At 68.7% G+C, this 18,419-nt stretch carries 16 protein-coding genes; all 16 read left to right on the top strand.

Annotated features, from left to right (window positions below):
* The first annotated feature begins 9 nt into the window (after positions 1-9).
* Positions 10-276 carry a type II toxin-antitoxin system Phd/YefM family antitoxin gene (locus tag ACTWQN_RS05020; RefSeq protein ID WP_443202137.1) on the top strand — a complete coding sequence of 89 codons (267 nt, stop codon included), beginning with the start codon at positions 10-12 and terminating at the stop codon, positions 274-276.
* Positions 277-615: 339 nt separating this feature from the next.
* Positions 616-1,914: a geranylgeranyl reductase family protein gene (locus ACTWQN_RS05025; RefSeq protein WP_443202138.1), complete on the top strand. Its 1,299-nt coding sequence runs from the start codon at positions 616-618 to the stop codon at positions 1,912-1,914.
* 158 nt (positions 1,915-2,072) lie between these two features.
* Positions 2,073-2,438 carry an NADH-quinone oxidoreductase subunit A gene (locus ACTWQN_RS05030; protein WP_443202139.1) on the top strand — a complete coding sequence of 122 codons (366 nt, stop codon included), beginning with the start codon at positions 2,073-2,075 and terminating at the stop codon, positions 2,436-2,438.
* Between the two features lie 27 nt (positions 2,439-2,465).
* Positions 2,466-3,140, top strand: coding sequence for a NuoB/complex I 20 kDa subunit family protein (locus ACTWQN_RS05035; RefSeq protein ID WP_443202140.1), 675 nt, complete (start codon positions 2,466-2,468; stop codon positions 3,138-3,140).
* A 6-nt stretch (positions 3,141-3,146) separates the two neighbouring features.
* Positions 3,147-3,866, top strand: coding sequence for an NADH-quinone oxidoreductase subunit C (locus tag ACTWQN_RS05040; protein WP_443202141.1), 720 nt, complete (start codon positions 3,147-3,149; stop codon positions 3,864-3,866).
* Between the two features lie 55 nt (positions 3,867-3,921).
* A complete protein-coding gene (locus tag ACTWQN_RS05045; RefSeq protein ID WP_443202142.1) occupies positions 3,922-5,301 on the top strand; it encodes an NADH-quinone oxidoreductase subunit D in 1,380 nt (459 codons plus the stop codon).
* Positions 5,298-6,059, top strand: a complete 762-nt coding sequence (nuoE, locus tag ACTWQN_RS05050) for an NADH-quinone oxidoreductase subunit NuoE (protein WP_443202143.1) — start codon at positions 5,298-5,300, stop codon at positions 6,057-6,059. Before ACTWQN_RS05045 ends, nuoE begins: the two co-directional genes overlap by 4 nt.
* 8 nt (positions 6,060-6,067) lie before the next feature.
* Positions 6,068-7,366 carry an NADH-quinone oxidoreductase subunit NuoF gene (gene nuoF, locus ACTWQN_RS05055; protein WP_443202144.1) on the top strand — a complete coding sequence of 433 codons (1,299 nt, stop codon included), beginning with the start codon at positions 6,068-6,070 and terminating at the stop codon, positions 7,364-7,366.
* Positions 7,363-9,912 (top strand): NADH-quinone oxidoreductase subunit G, encoded by a 2,550-nt coding sequence (locus tag ACTWQN_RS05060; protein ID WP_443202145.1) that lies wholly within the window; start codon positions 7,363-7,365, stop codon positions 9,910-9,912. Before nuoF ends, ACTWQN_RS05060 begins: the two co-directional genes overlap by 4 nt.
* Complete coding sequence (gene nuoH, locus ACTWQN_RS05065) at positions 9,909-11,213, top strand: NADH-quinone oxidoreductase subunit NuoH (RefSeq protein ID WP_443202146.1); 1,305 nt, start codon at positions 9,909-9,911, stop codon at positions 11,211-11,213. The genes ACTWQN_RS05060 and nuoH overlap by 4 nt, the downstream gene beginning before the upstream one ends.
* On the top strand, positions 11,200-11,784 hold the full coding sequence (gene nuoI, locus ACTWQN_RS05070; RefSeq protein WP_443202147.1) for an NADH-quinone oxidoreductase subunit NuoI: 585 nt from the start codon (positions 11,200-11,202) through the stop codon (positions 11,782-11,784). The genes nuoH and nuoI overlap by 14 nt, the downstream gene beginning before the upstream one ends.
* Entirely contained in the window at positions 11,781-12,728 is a 948-nt protein-coding gene (locus tag ACTWQN_RS05075) for an NADH-quinone oxidoreductase subunit J (protein WP_443202148.1), read from the top strand. The genes nuoI and ACTWQN_RS05075 overlap by 4 nt, the downstream gene beginning before the upstream one ends.
* Positions 12,725-13,024, top strand: coding sequence for an NADH-quinone oxidoreductase subunit NuoK (gene nuoK, locus ACTWQN_RS05080; RefSeq protein WP_200068963.1), 300 nt, complete (start codon positions 12,725-12,727; stop codon positions 13,022-13,024). Before ACTWQN_RS05075 ends, nuoK begins: the two co-directional genes overlap by 4 nt.
* Positions 13,025-13,044: 20 nt before the next feature.
* Entirely contained in the window at positions 13,045-15,051 is a 2,007-nt protein-coding gene (gene nuoL / locus ACTWQN_RS05085) for an NADH-quinone oxidoreductase subunit L (protein ID WP_443202149.1), read from the top strand.
* Between the two features lie 210 nt (positions 15,052-15,261).
* The gene (locus ACTWQN_RS05090) at positions 15,262-16,839 is read left to right on the top strand and encodes an NADH-quinone oxidoreductase subunit M (RefSeq protein ID WP_443202150.1); all 1,578 of its coding nucleotides are present in this window, start codon (positions 15,262-15,264) and stop codon (positions 16,837-16,839) included.
* 20 nt (positions 16,840-16,859) lie between these two features.
* The gene (gene nuoN, locus ACTWQN_RS05095) at positions 16,860-18,401 is read left to right on the top strand and encodes an NADH-quinone oxidoreductase subunit NuoN (RefSeq protein ID WP_443202497.1); all 1,542 of its coding nucleotides are present in this window, start codon (positions 16,860-16,862) and stop codon (positions 18,399-18,401) included.
* Positions 18,402-18,419: the final 18 nt, after the last annotated feature.

The raw sequence follows: 18,419 nt of genomic DNA on the forward strand, positions 1-18,419 counted from the left end.
TCCGATGCAATGTGGGAGATAACGGCGACCGAAGTCGGTCGGAATTTCTCAGCCGTGCTCGACGAGGCCGAAGGCGGTGAGACGATCGTGGTGACTCGCGGCGGCGTGCGTGTCGCGATGATCTCTCCAGCGCTGCGTTCCAACGGGGCGGCGCGGCTGGCGGTGTTCAGGCGCTTGCGTGATGCGGATGTGGCAGATGACGACTTCGCCGCGCGAGTGACGGACGTTCGCAAAGCTGTTGACGACGATCTGGATGCCGACCCGTGGAGCGACTGATCCTCGACACCAGTCGTGCTGCGTGGTCGGAGGCGGTGCTGAGCTGCGTGGGATCTGGCCGTGCGGGGCGTTGGGGATCGCCGTCGGGCTGACCGTTTTGGTTGCTTTGCTCTGGTGGGGTCTTCGGCTGTGAGGGTGCTGTCGTTCGTCCGGATGGCTCAGTCGGGGGCGTTCACCTGCGGTGTTGGTCACTCGGGTGGCGTAGCTCAGGGGCTCGATCGCGCGGTTCGTCCGGCTTAGACTCGGGAGTTAGTGAACTCGTTCACAAGCGGGTTCCCGGGGTGGGTCTGCCGGGACAGGTGGGGCCGCGCCGTGCGATGCACGAGCTCAAGGAGTGTCATGACCAGCGCCACCAGCCGCCGCCGACCGGACGACGACGCCGATGTGATCGTCGTCGGAGCCGGACCGGCCGGATCGACGGCTGCGACGTACCTGGCCCGCGCGGGCCTCGACGTCCTGCTTCTGGAGAAGAGCAGCTTCCCCAGGGAGAAGGTCTGCGGCGACGGCATCACCCCGAGAGGCGTCAAGCAGCTCATCGACCTGGGCATCGACACCCGCGAGGAAGCCGGCTGGCTGCACAACCGCGGCCTGCGGGTCGTCGGCGGCGGGGTGCGCCTGGAGCTGGACTGGCCGAGCCTGGCCACCTTCCCGCCCTACGGCGTGGTCCGACCCCGCAACGACTTCGACGACCTGCTGGCCCGCAACGCGCAGCGCTCCGGCGCGCGGCTGCTGGAGCAGACCACGGTCTCCGGCGCGGTCACCGATGAGCGCACCGGCCGGATCACCGGCGTCGAAGGCAAGACCGGGCCGGACCGCACGCCGGTCCGCTACCGGGCGCCGCTGGTGCTGGCCTGCGACGGGGTTTCGGCGCGGCTGGCGCTGTCGGTGGGCATCGAGAAGCGCGACGACCGGCCGATGGGTGTCGCGGTGCGCCGGTACTACACCAGCCCGCGCACCAAGGACGACTTCCTGGAATCCCACCTGGAGCTGTGGGACCGCTCGAACCCCGACCAGCCGAACCTGCTGCCGGGCTACGGCTGGATCTTCGGGATGGGTGACGGGACCGTCAACGTCGGTCTCGGCATCCTGTCCACCTCCAAGGCCTACGGCAAGACCGACTACCGCCAGCTGCTGCGGTCCTGGCTCGACGGCACCCCGGAGGAGTGGGGGTTCCGGGAGCACAGCGCCACCGGTCGGATCGGCGGCGCGGCGCTGCCGATGGGTTTCAACCGGATGCCGCACTACCGCAACGGGCTGCTGCTGGTCGGTGACGCGGGCGGCATGGTCAACCCGTTCAACGGCGAGGGCATCGCCTACGCGATGGAGTCCGCGGCGCTGGCGGCGGAGTGCGTGGTGCACGCGCTGGCCCGCCCGGCTGGCCTGTCGCGGGAGCAGGCGCTGCGCCGGTACCCGACGGCTGTGCAGCAGGCACTCGGCGGCTACTTCCGGATGGGCAACATCTTCAGCAAGTTGATTGGCAATCCCGCCGTCATGCGGATGGCCACCAAGCACGGTCTACCGAGGACCACTCTGATGCGTTTCGTGTTGAAACTGTTGGCAAATCTCTACGACGAGAAGGATGGTGACGTGATGGACCGTGTGATCAGCACCACTACTCGGCTCACCCCTAGCGCCTGACGCCACGAGTCTGGTCAGATGTCCCGAGTGTTGTGCGAGAAGTCATAAAGTTAGGTTCGCCTCACTACGGAGTCGATACTTTCGACCGCATAGAGTGCGCAACCGAAGTCTGAGATGTGTTCTGCGTCTCGGCGGGGCCGTCGAAGGAGGGCAGCGGAGTGCTCGATCCCTACATCCCGCTGGTGCTGATGTTCGCGCTGGCGCTCGCGTTCGCGGTGTTCTCCGTGGCGATCGCGCCGCTGGTCGGCCCCCGCCGGTACAACAAGGCGAAGCTCGACGCCTACGAGTGCGGCATCGAGCCGTCACCGCAGCCGGTCATCGGCGGCGGTCGGATGCCGGTCGCCTACTACCTGACCGCGATGTTGTTCATCCTGTTCGACATCGAAATGGTCTTCCTCTACCCGTTCGCGGTCTCCGCGGACGCCCTCGGCCTCTTCGGCGTGGTCGAGATCGTGCTGTTCATCGCAACCGTCGGGTTCGCCTACGTCTACGTGTGGCGACGCGGCGGCCTGGACTGGAACTAGCCGCAGCGACGCGGGAAGGAGCCGTAGATGGGGCTTGAAGAGCAGTTGCCCAACGGCATCCTGTTGGCCAACGTGGAAAAGCTCGTCAACTGGACCCGGAAGACGTCGATGTGGCCCGCGACGTTCGGGCTGGCTTGCTGTGCGATCGAGATGATGACCGTCGGCGGTTCCCGCTACGACATCGCTCGCTTCGGCATGGAGCGGTTCTCCGCAACGCCGCGGCAGGCCGACCTGATGATCGTCGCCGGGCGGGTGACCAACAAGATGGCGCCGGTGCTGCGGCAGATCTACGACCAGATGCCCGAACCGCGCTGGGTGCTGGCGATGGGCGTGTGCGCCTCCAGCGGCGGCATGTTCAACAACTACGCGGTGGTGCAGGGCGTGGACCACGTCGTGCCGGTGGACATGTACCTGCCGGGCTGCCCGCCGCGGCCGGAGATGCTGCTGGACGCGATCCTCAAGCTGCACGCCAAGATCATGGACGAGCCGATCAACGCCAAGCGGGCGCAGCTGAAGCTGGAAAGCGGCGAGCGCACCTCGATGATCCCGTCCTCGCAGCGGTACGCGCCGAAGAACTGGGCGCAACGGCGCCGGGCGGAGAAGCAGCAGGCCAAGCAGCGCCGCGAAATGGGTTCCGATCCATCGCTGGGGGCGTTGGACGCAACGCCGAAGCGTCCCCGCGAACTCAAAGCGGGCAGGTGAGTTCGGTTGGCAGACGAAGAGTTCACGCAGCAGACCGCAGCGGTCGAGCCTGTCCGGCAGGAGCCCGCACCGGTTTCCGGTCGGGCCCGCAGGGGCATGTTCGGGGTGCGCGGCACCGGTGACACCTCCGGTTACGGTGGCCTGCGGCTACCGGCCTACGTGCCGCCCGCGGCGGACCGGCCCTACGGCGGTTGGTTCGACGAGGTGGCCGACAGCCTCTTCGCCGCACTGCAGGACAAGGGCCTGCCCGCCGACACCGTGCAGCAGGTGACCGTCGATCGCGACGAGATCACCTTCTACGTGCGCCGCGACCACCTGCTGGAGGTCTGCCGGACGCTGCGGGACGACCCGGCGCTGCGCTTCGAGCTGTGCAGCTCGGTGTCGGGTGTGGACTACGGGCCGGAGGTGCCGCAGCGGCTGCACTCGGTCTACCACCTGACATCGATGACGTACCGGCGGCGGATCCGGGTCGAAGTCGCGTTGGAGATCGACGATCCGCACGTGCCGTCGGTCGTCCCGGTCTACCCGACCGCGGACTTCCAGGAACGCGAGACCTGGGACATGTTCGGCATCGTCTACGACGGGCACCCGGCGCTGACCCGGATCCTGATGCCCGACGACTGGGACGGCCACCCGCAGCGCAAGGATTACCCGCTCGGCGGGATCCCGGTGGAGTACAAGGGCGCCGAGATCCCACCGCCCGACCAGCGCAGGGCGTACTCGTGATGCGCGCGCCACGAGGGACCGGGCAACGGCAGCACACCGTGGAGAGGTGCTGGAGATGACTACCGAATCACTGGCCGACACCGGCCTCGGCGACCCTTATGCGGCGTCTGGTACGGCCCCGGGGACGGCCCCGGGGACGGCAGAGTCGCGGGAGACCACCGAGGGCCGGATCTTCACCGTCACCGGTGGCGACTGGGACGAGTTCATCGACGAGACCGCCGGTGAGGAACGGGTCGTCATCAACCTCGGCCCGCAGCACCCGTCCACGCACGGCGTGCTGCGGCTGGTGCTGGAGTTGGAAGGCGAGACGGTCACCAAGGCCCGTTCGGTGATCGGCTACCTGCACACCGGCATCGAGAAGAACACCGAGTACCGCACCTGGACGCAGGGCGTCACGTTCGTCACGCGGATGGACTACCTGGCCCCGCTGCACAACGAGGCCGCCTACTGCATGGCGGTGGAGAAGCTGCTGGGCATCGAGGCGCCGAAGCGGGCCCAGACGTTCCGGGTGCTGCTGATGGAGCTCAACCGGATCTCCTCGCACCTGGTGTTCCTGGCCACCGGTGCGATGGAGCTGGGCGCCACCACCGGCATGACCTACGGCTTCCGCGAGCGCGAAGAAGTTCTGCACCTGCTGGAGTTCCTGACCGGGCTGCGGATGAACCACGCGTTCATCCGGCCCGGCGGCGTCGCCCAGGACCTGCCTGCGGACTACCGCGAGAAGATCCTGAACTTCATCAAGGTGATGGACAAGCGGCTGCCCGACTACGACAAGCTGTTCACCGGCCAGCCGATCTGGAAGCAGCGCCTCAAGGACGTCGGCTACCTGCCGCTGGACGGCTGCCTGCAGCTCGGCGTCACCGGCCCGCTGCTGCGCGCCGCCGGACTGCCATGGGACCTGCGCAAGATCCAGCCGTACTGCGGCTACGAGGAGTACGAATTCGAGGTACCCACCAGCAACGATGGCGACTGCTACGCCCGGTACCTGCTGCGGCTGGAGGAGATCCACCAGTCGTTGAAGATCATCCGGCAGTGCTTGGAGAAGTTCGAGCCCGGCCCGCACATGGTGGAGGACGCCAAGATCGCCTGGCCCGCGAAGCTGAGCATCGGCGCGGACGGCATGGGCAACTCGCTGGAGCACGTCCGCAAGATCATGGGGCAGTCGATGGAGTCGCTGATCCACCACTTCAAGCTGGTGACCGAGGGCTTCGACGTGCCGCCGGGCCAGGTGTACCTGCCGATCGAGTCGCCGCGCGGTGAGCTCGGCTACCACGTGGTCTCCGACGGAGGTACCCGGCCGATGCGGGTGCACGTGCGGGAACCCAGTTTCGTGAACCTGCAGGCGATGCCCGCGATGTGCGAAGGCGGACTGGTGGCCGACGTGATCGCGGCGGTCGCCTCCATCGACCCGGTGATGGGCGGGGTGGATCGATGACCGAGCAGTTCGAGTTCACCACGAACGAAGAGAAGATCGTGCCGGCAACCGCGGACACCTCGGTGTTCGGCGAGGACGTGCGCTCCGACGCGAAGCAGATCATCGCGCGGTACCCGGAGTCCCGGTCGGCGCTGCTACCGATGCTGCACCTCGTGCAGTCCGTGCAGGGGCACGTCAGCGCGGCGGGCATCGAGTTCTGCGCCGAGCAGTTGGCACTGTCCACTGCGGAGGTCAGCGCGGTCGCGACGTTCTACACCATGTACAAGCGCAAGCCCTGCGGCCAGCACCTGGTGAGCGTGTGCACCAACACGATGTGCGCGGCGCTCGGCGGTGACTCGATCTACCAGCAGCTCAGCGAACACCTCGGGGTCGGGCACAACGAGACGGCCGGTACGCCGGGCGAGACGGGCTCGATCACCCTGGAGCACGCCGAGTGCCTGGCGGCCTGCGACCTCGCCCCGGTGTTGCAGGTCAACTACGAGTACTACGACAACCAGTCGCCCGCGCAGGCGCTGGAACTCGTGAAGGCGTTGCAGCGCGGGGAGAAACCGGCACCGACGCGCGGTCCCGCGCTGTCCGACTTCCGCGGCGCCGAGCGCCAGCTGGCGGGCTTCTTCGACGACCTGGAGTCCACTGTGGCCGGACAGTCGGCGGCGATCGAGACGCTGCGCGGCGCGCAGCTGGCCCACGAACGCGGTTGGACCGCGCCGAGCATGCCCGACGACGCGGAACTGCCGCCGCTGCCGGAGAAGAAGTGAGGGTGGCCATGAGCGAACCGAGCACCAGCCCGGTGACCCCGGTATTGACCAAGCGGTGGCTGTCGCCGAACTCCTGGACGCTGCGCACCTACGAGCAGCTGGAGGGCTACACCGCGCTGCGCAAGGCCCTGAAAGCGCACCCCGACCAGCTCATCGAACTGGTCAAGGCGTCCGGGCTGCGCGGTCGCGGTGGTGCCGGGTTCCCGGCCGGGGTGAAGTGGAGCTTCATGCCCAAGGACCCGGTCAAGCCGCACTACCTGGTCATCAACGCCGACGAGGGCGAACCGGGAACCTGCAAGGACATCCCGCTGATGATGGCCGACCCGCACTCGCTGATCGAGGGCTGCATCATCGCCAGCTACGCGATGCGCGCCAACCACTGCATGATCTACGTGCGCGGTGAGGCGCTGCACCCGATCCGACGGGTGCACAACGCGGTTCGCGAGGCGTACCAGGCGGGTTACCTGGGCAAGAACATCCTCGACTCCGGTTTCGACCTGGACATCGTGGTGCACGCGGGCGCGGGCGCCTACATCTGCGGCGAGGAGACCGCGCTGCTGGACTCCCTGGAGGGCAAGCGGGGCCAGCCGCGGTTGAAGCCGCCGTTCCCGGCCGCCGCCGGACTCTACGCCTGCCCGACCACGGTGAACAACGTCGAGACGATCGCCTCGGTGCCCTTCATCGTCAACGGCGGCGCCGACTGGTTCCGCACGATGGGCCGCGAGAAGTCGCCCGGCCCGAAGATCTACTCGATCTCCGGGCACGTCGAGCGCCCCGGCCAGTACGAGGCGCCGCTGGGCACCACGCTGCGCCAACTGCTGGAACTGGCGGGCGGCATGAAGGACGGCATCCCGCTGAAGTTCTGGACTCCGGGCGGTTCGTCGACCCCGCTGTTCACCGCCGAGCACCTGGACGTGCCGCTGGACTTCGAGGGTGCGGCCGAAGCCGGGTCGATGCTTGGCACCACCGCGGTGATGGTGTTCAACGAGACCATTTCGGTGCCGTGGGCCGTGATGAAGTGGACCCAGTTCTACGAGCACGAGTCCTGCGGCAAGTGCACGCCCTGCCGGGAAGGCACCTACTGGTTGGCGCAGGTGCTGGAGCGGATGGTCGACGGGCACGGCACCGAGGAGGACATCGACACCCTCCTGGACGTCTGCGACAACATCTTCGGCCGCTCGTTCTGCGCCCTCGGCGACGGTGCGGTCAGCCCGATCACCAGCGGGATCAAGTACTTCCGCGAGGAGTTCCTCGCGCTGTGTGAAAGCAACAAGCCGGAATCCGCACTGGTAGGAGCGGCCCGATGACGGTGGCACCCAGCTCGAATGACGCTGCAGAGACCCGCCCTCTGCCTCCCGGTTACGTCCGCCTGACCATCGACGGTATCGAGGTGGACGCGCCCAAGGGCGAGCTGCTGATCCGCACCGCCGAGCGGATGGGCATCACCATCCCGCGGTTCTGCGACCACCCGCTGCTGGACCCGGCCGGGGCCTGTCGGCAGTGCCTGGTCGACGTCGAGATGGGCGGGCGGCCGATGCCCAAGCCGCAGGCGTCCTGCACCATGACCGTCGCCGACGGCATGGTGGTCCGGACCCAGCAGACCTCGCCGGTGGCGGACAAGGCGCAGCAGGGCGTGATGGAGCTGCTGCTGATCAACCACCCGCTGGACTGCCCGATCTGCGACAAGGGCGGCGAGTGCCCGCTGCAGAACCAGGCGTTGAAGCACGGCCGCGCGGAGTCGCGCTTCCACGACACCAAGCGGACGTTCGCCAAGCCGGTGCCGATCTCCTCCGAGGTGCTGCTGGACCGGGAGCGCTGCGTGCTGTGCCAGCGCTGCACCCGGTTCTCCAAGCAGATCGCCGGGGATCCGTTCATCGAGCTGCTGGAGCGCGGGGCGTTGCAGCAGATCGGCATCGGTGAGCAGAAGCCGTTCCAGAGCTACTTCTCCGGCAACACCATCCAGATCTGCCCGGTCGGTGCCTTGACCAGCGCGGCCTACCGGTTCCGCTCCCGGCCCTTCGACCTGGTGTCCACACCCGGCCAGTGCGAGCACTGCGCGTCCGGCTGCGAGATCCGCAACGACTGGCGGCGCGGCAAGGTGATGCGGCGACTGGCCGGGGACGACCCGGAGGTCAACGAGGAGTGGATCTGCGACAAGGGCCGGTTCGCGTTCCGCTACGCCACCGCGGGCGACCGGATCACCCGGCCGCTGATCAGGGAGAACGGCGAACTCCGCGCCGCATCGTGGACCGAGGCGCTGCAAGCGGCCGCCGATGGGCTCGCCGCCGCGCGTGACGCGGGCGGCGTCGGGGTGTTGCCCGGCGGTCGGTTGACCGTCGAAGACGCCTACGCGTACTCGAAGTTCGCGCGGGTCGCGTTGCGCACCAACGACATCGACTACCGGGCCCGGCCGCACTCCGACGAGGAACTGCGGTTCCTGGAGTCCACCGTGGTCGGTGTGACGCCCGGAACCGGGGTGACCTACCGGGACTTCGAGTCCGCGCCCGCGGTGCTGTGCGTGGCCTTCGAACCCGAAGAGGAATCGCCGATCGTCTTCCTGCGGCTGCGCAAGGCCGCCCGCCAGCACCAGACCAAGATCTTCCACCTCGGCGCGTGGTCGTCGCCGGGCGTGGCGAAGACCACGGTCATCGTGCACGACGGCGGACCGGTGCGGACCGGTTCGCTGGTGCCGTGCGTGCCCGGTGGCGAGGCCGCCGCGCTGCACAACCTTCCCCCCGATGTGGACGATGCGCTGCGGAAGTCGGGATCGGTGCTCGTCGTCGGTGAGCGCGCCGCGGAGATTCCGGGGCTGTACTCGGAGATCCTGCGCACCGCCAAGCGGACCGGAGCACGGGTCGCCTGGATTCCGCGGCGAGCCGGGGAACGCGGCGCGATCGAGGTCGGTGCCCTGCCGACGCTGCTGCCCGGCGGCCGCCCGGTGGCGGACTCGGCGGCCCGCGCCGAGCTGGAGCGGCAGTGGGGGCTGGAGCCCGGCGCGCTGCCGTCGGCTACCGGCCGCGACCTCACCGCGATCCTGTCCGCCGCGGCCACCGGGGAACTGGCCGGGCTGGTCGTCGGCGGCGTCGATCCGGGCGACCTGCCCGACCCGGCGCTGGCCGAACGGGCGCTGCGCCGCGCGGACTTCGTGGTCAGCCTGGAACTGCGCCCCAGCGCGGTCACCGAGCACGCCGACGTGGTGCTGCCCATCGCGCCGAGCGTGGAGAAGTCCGGTAGCTACCTGAACTGGGAAGGCCGTCGGCGCGAGTTCCGCACCACCATCGAAGGCACCGGCGCCCTGCCGGACGGCCGGGTGCTCGACACCCTCGCGGTGGAGCTGGACGCGGACCTGTTCACGCAGACCCCGGCCGCCGCAGCCGCCGAACTCGACCGGGTCGGACCGCACGTCGGCGGCCGGTTGCCCGCACCGGACCAACCGGTCGGGCAGGCGCCGAGACCTGGCCCGGGGCAGGCCGTGCTGGCGACCTGGCGGCAGCTGCTCGACAACGGGTCGATGCAGGCCGACGAGCCGAACCTGGCGGGCACCGCCCGGCGGATCGTCGCGGTGCTCTCGCCGGGCACCGCGCAGCGGATCGGGCTCGGTCCGGACCAGCCCATCGAGGTCCGCACCGCCAAGGGCGCGGTCGTGCTCGCCGCCGAACTCGCCGAGATGCCCGACGACGTCGTGTGGCTGCCCGCCGACTCCGGGGCGTCGAAGGTGCACCGGGCGCTGGGCGTCGGCCACGGCGGGCTGGTCGACATCGCCGCGACGACTCCGTTGCCGACTGCCGCCGGCAACGGCCAGGCACCCGCCGCTGACGGCGGTGCATCCCACCTCAACGGGGGAAGAGCATGACCACAACCGCCGAACTGATCGCCGACGATCCGCTCTGGCTGATCGTGCTGAAGGTCGTGGTGATCTTCGTCTTCCTGGTCGTCATGACGTTGCTGACGATCTGGGCGGAGCGCCGGGTGATCGGCAGGATGCAGCACCGGCCGGGCCCCAACCGGGCGGGCCCGTTCGGGATCCTGCAGTCGCTGGCCGATGGCCTGAAGCTGGCGTTCAAAGAGGACATCCGGCCGGTGCTGGCCGACAAGTGGGTGTTCTTCCTGGCCCCGGTGATCTCCGCGACCCCCGCGATGGTGTCGTTCTCGGTGATGCCGATCGGCCCCGAGGTCACCATCTTCGGCGAGCGCACCGCGCTGCAACTGGTCGACCTGCCGGTCGGCCTGCTGGTCGTGCTGGCCTGCGCCTCGATCGGCGTGTACGGCATCGTGCTGGCCGGGTGGGCCTCCGGTTCGCCCTACCCGCTGCTCGGCTCGCTGCGTTCGGCCGCGCAGGTCATCTCCTACGAGATCGCGATGGGCCTGTCGTTCGTCGCGGTGATCATGTACTCGGGCACGCTGTCCACCTCGGGCATCGTCGAAGCGCAGGCGGACGGCTGGTTCTTCCTGCTGCTGCCGTTCAGCTTCGCGGTCTACGTGGTGGCCATGGTCGGCGAGACCAACCGCGCCCCGTTCGACCTGCCGGAGGCGGAATCCGAACTGGTCGGCGGTTTCCACACCGAGTACTCGTCGCTGAAGTTCGCGCTGTTCTTCCTCGCCGAGTACATCAACATGGTCACCGTCTCGGCGCTGGCGACCACGCTGTTCCTCGGCGGCTGGCACGCCCCGTGGCCGCTGTCGCTGATCGGCGACGGAGTGCTCAACACCGGCTGGTGGCCCGCGCTGTGGTTCGTCGGCAAGACGGTGGCGTTCCTGTTCTTCTTCATCTGGCTGCGCGGCACGCTGCCCCGCCTGCGCTACGACCAGTTCATGAACCTCGGCTGGAAGTTCCTGGTCCCGCTGAGCCTGGTGTGGATCATCGCGGTGACCGTGATCCGCGCGCTGCGCAACGAGGAGACGGTCACCTCGCAGCAGTTCCTCATCGGCGGCGGCATCGTGATCGTGGTCCTGCTGGCGGCGACGTTCCTGATCCCGGACCGCAAACCGGGCAAGGACGCCGACGAGGTTCCGCTGGCCGGCAGCGGATACCCGATTCCACCGCTGGACCTGGAAGTCCCCAAGACCCCGCCGCGGCGCACCCCGGTGCGAAGCGGTGCCGCTGGCGAGGTCGCGGGTCCGGAAGGCGAGGAGGCGCCTCATGGGAATGTTTGATCCGATCAAGGGCTTCGGCGTCACCTTCGCCACGATGTTCCGGAAGGTCGTCACCGAGGAGTACCCCGAGGTCAAGAAGATCCCGGCGCCCCGGTTCCACGGCCGCCACCAGCTCAACCGGCACCCGGACGGGCTGGAGAAGTGCGTCGGCTGCGAGCTGTGCGCGTGGGCGTGCCCGGCGGACGCGATCTTCGTGGAGGGCGGGAACAACACCGAAGAAGCCCGCTACTCGCCCGGCGAGCGCTACGGCATGGACTACCAGATCAACTACCTGCGCTGCATCGGCTGCGGGTTGTGCATCGAGGCCTGCCCGACGCGGGCGCTGACGATGACCAACGAGTACGAGACCGCCGACGACAACCGCCAGGACCTGATCTACACCAAGGCGGACATGCTGGCGCCGCTGTTGCCAGGCATGGAGCAGCCACCGCACCCGATGCGACTTGGTGAGAACGAGCAGGACTACTACGTGCGCGGTCCCGAGTTGGCGCAAGACCTGCTTGCCGGGTCGAGCGCTGAAGCCTCGTCCGAGCAGCCGGTCGGGTCCGGGCAGGAGGAGGCCGGGAGATGACCATCGAAGCGGCGCAGTTCCTCGCGCAGGCGCAGGGCAGCACGGTGGGCACCGGTGAGACGGTGGCCTTCTGGGTGCTGGGTCCGCTGGCGCTGGTCGGTGCGCTGGGCATGGTCTTCGCGCGCAACGCGGTGCACTCCGCGCTATGGCTGGTGTTGACGATGCTCTGCCTCGGCGTGCTCTACATGGCGCAGAGCGCCCCGTTCCTGGGGTTCACCCAGATCATCGTCTACACCGGCGCGATCATGATGCTGTTCCTGTTCGTGCTGATGATGGTCGGCCGAGATTCCTCGGACTCCGTGGTGGAAGTGCTGCGCGGACAGCGGTTGTGGGCCGCTATCGGCGGCATCGGCCTGGCGGCCCTGCTGGTGTCCGGTCTGGCGCGGGCGCTCACCGCGGTGCAGACCGCCGCGCCGCTGGACCCGTGGACACCGGCCGGTGGCGGCGCGGGCGGACTCGGCCGGTTGATCTTCACCGACTACCTGTTCCCGTTCGAGCTGACCTCGGCGCTGCTGATCACCGCCGCGGTGGGCGCGATGGTGCTGGCCTACGGCGGCAAGGGCCGCGGCCCGCGGTTGAGCCAGAAGGAGCGGGCCAACGCCCGGTTCCGCGGCACCCGCCCATCGCCGCTGCCCGGTCCCGGTGTGTACGCCACCGCGAACTCGGTGGCCGTGCCCGCACTGCTGCCGGACGGTTCGGTGGCGCCGGAGTCGCTGTCCGAACTGTTGGAGAACCTGCCCGCGGACCAGTTCAGCGATGAGCGCCGGGCCGTCGCGGGCACCGAACCGGGGCCCGATCCGCATGCCCTCACCGGCGGCCAGCCCGAGCCGGTGCCCGAACCGAACAACCCGGACCTCCCACCGCACGCCAGCGGAAACGGTGTGCACCTGGGCGGCACGGGGCAGGAGTCCGAGCACGTCTCCTCCGAGGAGGTCCGGCAGTGACCCCCACGTACTACCTGCTGCTGTCGGCGTTGCTGTTCAGCATCGGCGCCGTCGGCGTGCTGGTGCGGCGCAACGCGATCGTGGTGTTCATGTGCGTCGAGCTGATGCTCAACGCGGTCAACCTGACGCTGGTCACCTTCGCCCGCATCGAGGGCTCGGTGCACGGGCAGGTCATGGCCTTCTTCGTGATGGTGGTCGCGGCGGCCGAGGTGGTGGTCGGCCTGGCCATCATCATGTCCATCTTCCGGACGCGTCGCTCGGCCTCGGTCGATGACGCCAACCTGCTGAAGTACTGAGAGGGCGCGTGGTGACGGCAATGATGACTACCGGGGCCTTCCTCGCGGCCGGGGACACCCCGGACGTGATCAGCGCGGCCGGCGGGATCCAGCAGAACGCTTGGCTGCTGGTCGCGTTCCCGGCGCTGGGCGCGCTGATCCTGCTCGTCGCCGGGCGCCGGGCCAACGGCTGGGGGCACATCCTCGGCTGCGCCACCGTGATCGCGTCCTTCGTGTACGGCGTGCTGCTGTTCAGCTCCATCGCCGGGATGCCCGAGGGCGGCCAGGTGCGGGAGCTGCAGCTGTTCTCCTGGATCCCGGTCAACGCCTTGCAGGTCGACTTCGGGCTCCGGCTGGACCCGCTGTCGATGGTGTTCGTGCTGCTGATCACCGGTGTGGGTTCGCTGATCCACATCTACTCGATCGGCTACATGGCGCACGACCAGGAGGGCCGCACCGGCCGGGACAACACCGAGCGGCGCCGGTTCTTCGGCTACCTCAACCTGTTCGTCGCCGCGATGCTGGTCCTGGTGCTGGGCAGCAGCTTCGTGACCCTGTACCTGGGTTGGGAAGGCGTCGGTCTGGCCTCGTACCTGCTGATCGGCTTCTGGCAGGGCCGACCGGCCGCGGCCGCGGCGGCGACCAAGGCGTTCGTGATGAACCGGGTCGGCGACATCGGGCTGGCGCTGGCGATCTTCCTGCTGTTCGCCAACCTCGGCACCACGCAGTACACCGAGGTCTTCGCCCGCGCCGGAGAGCTTTCCCCGGGCGTGCTGCTGGCCATCACGTTGTTGCTGCTGCTGGGTGCCTGCGGCAAGTCCGGTCAGGTGCCGCTGCAGGCGTGGTTGCCGGACGCCATGGAGGGCCCGACCCCGGTTTCCGCGCTCATCCACGCCGCGACGATGGTCACCGCGGGCGTGTACCTGGTCGCGCGGTCCAACCCGCTGTTCACCCTCTCGCCCGGTGGGCAGCTGGCGGTCACCATCGTCGGCGCGGTGACGCTGCTGGTCGGCTGCATCATCGGGTGCGCCTACGACGACATCAAGAAGGTGCTGGCGTACTCCACGGTCAGCCAGATCGGCTACATGATGCTGGCCGTCGGGCTCGGCCCGGCCGGGTACGCGCTGGGCATCATGCACCTGCTCACCCACGGTTTCTTCAAGGCCGGGCTGTTCCTCGGGGCCGGGTCGGTGATGCACGGCATGAACGACGAGGTCGACATGCGCAAGTTCGGCGGCCTCTACCGGTTCATGCCGATCACCTTCGCCACCTTCGGGCTGGGCTACCTGGCGCTGATCGGATTCCCGTTCCTGTCCGGGTACTACTCGAAGGACGCGATCATCGAGGCTGCCTTCGGCCAGGACGGCTGGCGCGGCTGGGTCTTCGGCGGCGCGGCCATGCTGGGCGCCGGGATCACCGCGTTCTACATGACGCGACTGGTGCTGATGACGTTCTTCGGCGCGAAGCGCTGGGAGAACCTGAAGGCCAGCAACGGCAAGGACTTCCACCCGCACGAGTCGCCCGCGGTGATGACCGCCCCGATGATCGTGCTGGCCGTCGGCTCGGTCGCGGCGGGCATGTTCTTCGCCGGTGGCGATCGGCTGGTCGGGTTCCTGGCGCCGTCGCTCGGCGAATTGCAGGAAGCCGAGCACACCGCGATCCCGCACGCGCTGATCCCGGTGCTGACCGTGGTGATCTCCGCGCTGGGCGCGCTGATCGCCTGGCTGGTGGTCGGGCGCAAGCCGGTGCCGGTGCAGCGCCCGGTGCGGGTGTCGCCGATCGTCCGCGCGGCGCGGGCGGATCTGGGCGGCAACGCGCTGAACAACGCGCTCGCGGTGCGGCCGACGTTCGGGCTGGCGCGCGGTCTGGTCACTGTGGACGACAAAGCCGTCGACGGCACGGTCAACGGCATCGTCGGGTTCCTCGGCTTCAGTTCCGGGCGGTTGCGCCGCTTGCAGACCGGTTTCGTCCGGTCCTACGCCCTGTCCATGCTCTTCGGCGGCATCCTGGTGATCGCCGCCCTGCTGGCCGTGGGGATCCCGACATGACCACCTCATCGCGCACCGGACCGTGCGTCCACTATGGAATTGCCTGTTCGGGTGAACTCCGGGAGGAGATCCGATGACACCCCCTGTGTCAACCTCAGTCGTCCCGAACCGCACCTCAGGGGAACGTGACGTAAACCAGCCACAAGAAACCACGAAACGGGAGATTGGGCTGGGTGCGACCACCACTGCAAATCGCGGAGAGGCGGAACAGTGACTCTGCTCGTCGCACTGATCCTGCTGCCGATCGTCGGGTCGGTGGTGGTGGCGTTGCTGCGCGGCAACGCGACGGCGGCCAAGTGGACTGCGCTCGGATTCTCCTTGGTGGAGCTGGTGATCGCGGTCGCCGCCTGGGTCGCCTACGACCCGGCCGGGCCGCGGCTGCAACTGACCAGCTCGGTGGAGTGGATCCCCGCCTTCGACATCCGGCTCTCGCTCGGTGTGGACGGCATCGCGCTGGTGATGATCGCGGTGATCGCGCTGCTGACCCCGCTGGTGCTGGGCTTCAGCTGGGGCGAGCGCCTGCCCGCCGGTCGCACCCACGGCGGCTTCTTCTCGCTGCTGCTGCTGGAGCAGGCCCTGACGGTGGCGGTGTTCGCCGCGACCGACGTGTTCCTGTTCTACGTGCTCTTCGAGATCATGCTGATCCCGATGTACTTCCTGATCGGCGGCTACGGCGGCGAGAAGCGCACCTACGCGGCGGTGAAGTTCTTCCTGTACTCCTTCCTCGGCGGCCTGATCATGCTGGCCTCGGCGATCGGCGCGTACGTCTACAGCGCGCAGGTCACCGGTCAGGGCACCTTCGACTGGGCCACCCTGGTGCGGGTGCTCGCCGACGCCCCGACCAGCGTGCAGGTGTGGCTGTTCCTCGGGTTCTTCACCGCGTTCGCCATCAAGGCCCCGCTGGTGCCGCTGCACACCTGGCTGCCCGATGCGGCGCAGCAGGCGCCGATCGGCGTCGCGGTGATCGTCGTCGGTGTGCTCGACAAGGTCGGCACCTTCGGTTTCCTGCGCTACAGCCTGCCGCTGACGCCGCAGGCCTCGCAGCTGCTCGCGCCGCTGGTGCTGGTGCTGGCGGTGATCGGGGTGATCTACGGCTCGCTGCAGGCGTTCGGGCAGAGCGACCTCAAGCGCTTCATCGCCTACGTGTCGATCGCGCACTTCGGCTTCATCGCGCTCGGCATCTTCGCGTTCACCTCGCAGGCGCAGGTCGGCGCGGTGTCGTACATGATCAACCACAGCATCGCGACCGGCATGCTGATCCTGGTCATCGGCATGGTGATCAGCCGCGGCGGCTCCACCCGGATCGCCGACTACGGCGGCATGGCGAAGGTGACGCCGCTGCTGGCTGGCACGCTGCTGATCGCCGGGCTGAGCACCCTGTCGCTGCCCGGCACGAACTCGTTCATCAGCGAGTTCCTGGTGCTCGTCGGCGCGTTCCAGACCCGGCCGGTGTACACCGCGCTGGCCACCGTCGGCATGGTCTTGGCGGCCGTCTACGTGCTGTGGCTGTACCAGCGGACGATGCAGGGCCCGGTGCGCGGCGACGCGCTGCTGGGCACCGCGGGCGGGCCGGGTGCGGTGACCGATCCGAATCGGGCGGGTGCGCATCGGCTGCGGGTGGCCGACCTGAGCACCCGCGAGATCGCGGTGCTGACCCCGCTGATCGTGCTGGTGCTCGCGTTGGGCTTCTACCCGAAGCCGGTGTTGGACGTGATCAACCCGTCGGTCGCGGCAACCATGAGCGAGGTCGGCGTCACCGACCCCGTGACCTCGCAGGGAGGTAACTGACAGTGCGTGTTCTGACGCAGCTGCCGTCCGTCGAGATCCCGCCGATCGACTACGCGGCCCTCGCACCGGTGCTGGTGATCCTCGGTGCGGCCTGCCTGGCGATCCTGGTCGAGGCGTTCCTGCCGCGGCACCAGCGGTGGTCGGTGCAGGTCGGGTTGAGCCTGTTGGCGATCGTGGTCGCCGGGGTGGCGCTGGCGATGTACGCCCGCGAGGGCGGCACCGGGGTGACCACGCTGTCCGACAGCCTGGCGATCGATCCGCCCACCCTGTTCCTGTGGGGCACCCTGCTCGCGCTCGGGCTGGCCGCGATCCTGCTGATCGCGGACCGCTCGGTGGAGCCGGGCGGCGCGTTCGTCGCCGAATCGCGGGCGACCGACGGGCCGGGTGCGATGAGCCGCGCGACCGCCGCCGTTGCCGGGATGCGCACCGAGGTCTTCCCGCTCGCCCTGTTCTCGCTCGGCGGGATGATGGTGTTCTGCGCGGCGAACGACCTGCTGACGATGTTCATCGCGCTGGAGGTGCTGAGCCTGCCGCTGTACCTGATGTGCGGGCTGGCCAAGCGGCGCCGCCTGCTGTCGCAGGAATCGGCGGTCAAGTACTTCCTGCTCGGTGCGTTCGCCTCGGCGTTCTTCCTGTACGGCCTCGCCCTGCTCTACGGCTACGCGGGCTCGGTGAAGCTGCAGGCCATCGCGGACGCCACCGCCGGTTCGGAGCGCTCGGACACGCTGCTGTTCGCCGGGCTCGGACTGCTGCTGGTCGGTCTGCTGTTCAAGGCCTCGGTCGGTCCGTTCCACACCTGGACCCCGGACGTCTACCAGGGTGCGCCGACCGCGGTCACCGGTTTCATGGCCGCCTGCACCAAGGTCGCCGCGTTCGGCGGGATCCTGCGGGTGCTGCAGGTCGCGTTCCAGGCGTCCAGCTGGGAGTGGCGCGGTGTGCTGTGGGCGATCGCGATCGCCTCGATGGTCATCGGCGTGGTGCTCGGCCTCACGCAGCGCGACATCAAGCGGATGATCGCCTACTCGTCCGTCGCGCACGCCGGGTTCATGCTGATCGGGTCGCTGGCGCTGACCGGCAAGGGCCTGTCCGGCACGCTTTTCTACCTGCTGGCTTACGGTTTCACCACGATCGCGGTGTTCGGCGTGATCAGCCTGGTGCGCCGGGCCGACGGTGAGGCAACTCACCTCTCGGACTGGGCCGGGTTGGCCAAGCGCTCTCCGCTGGTCGCCGGGGTGTTCACCTTCCTGTTGTTCGCCCTCGCCGGAATCCCGCTGACGAGCGGATTCGTCGGAAAGTTCGTGGTCTTCGAGGCCGCGTTGGCCGACGGCATGGGTCCGCTGGTGGTGGTCGCCCTGGTGGCCAGTGCGGTTGCCGCGTTCTTCTACCTCCGTGTCATCGTGCTGATGTACTTCAACGAACCGGCCGCCGACGGCCCCACTGTCAGCGTGCCGGGTGCGTTCACGACGGCGGCGATCACGCTCGGTGTGGTCGTCACGCTGTTGCTGGGCGTGCTGCCGACTTTGGCGCTGGACTGGGCGAACGTCGGCGGCTTCGTGTCGTAGAGTGCTCGCCCGTAGGGC

Source organism: Saccharopolyspora antiqui (genome assembly GCF_052246905.1).
Taxonomy (GTDB): Bacteria; Actinomycetota; Actinomycetes; order Mycobacteriales; family Pseudonocardiaceae; genus Saccharopolyspora.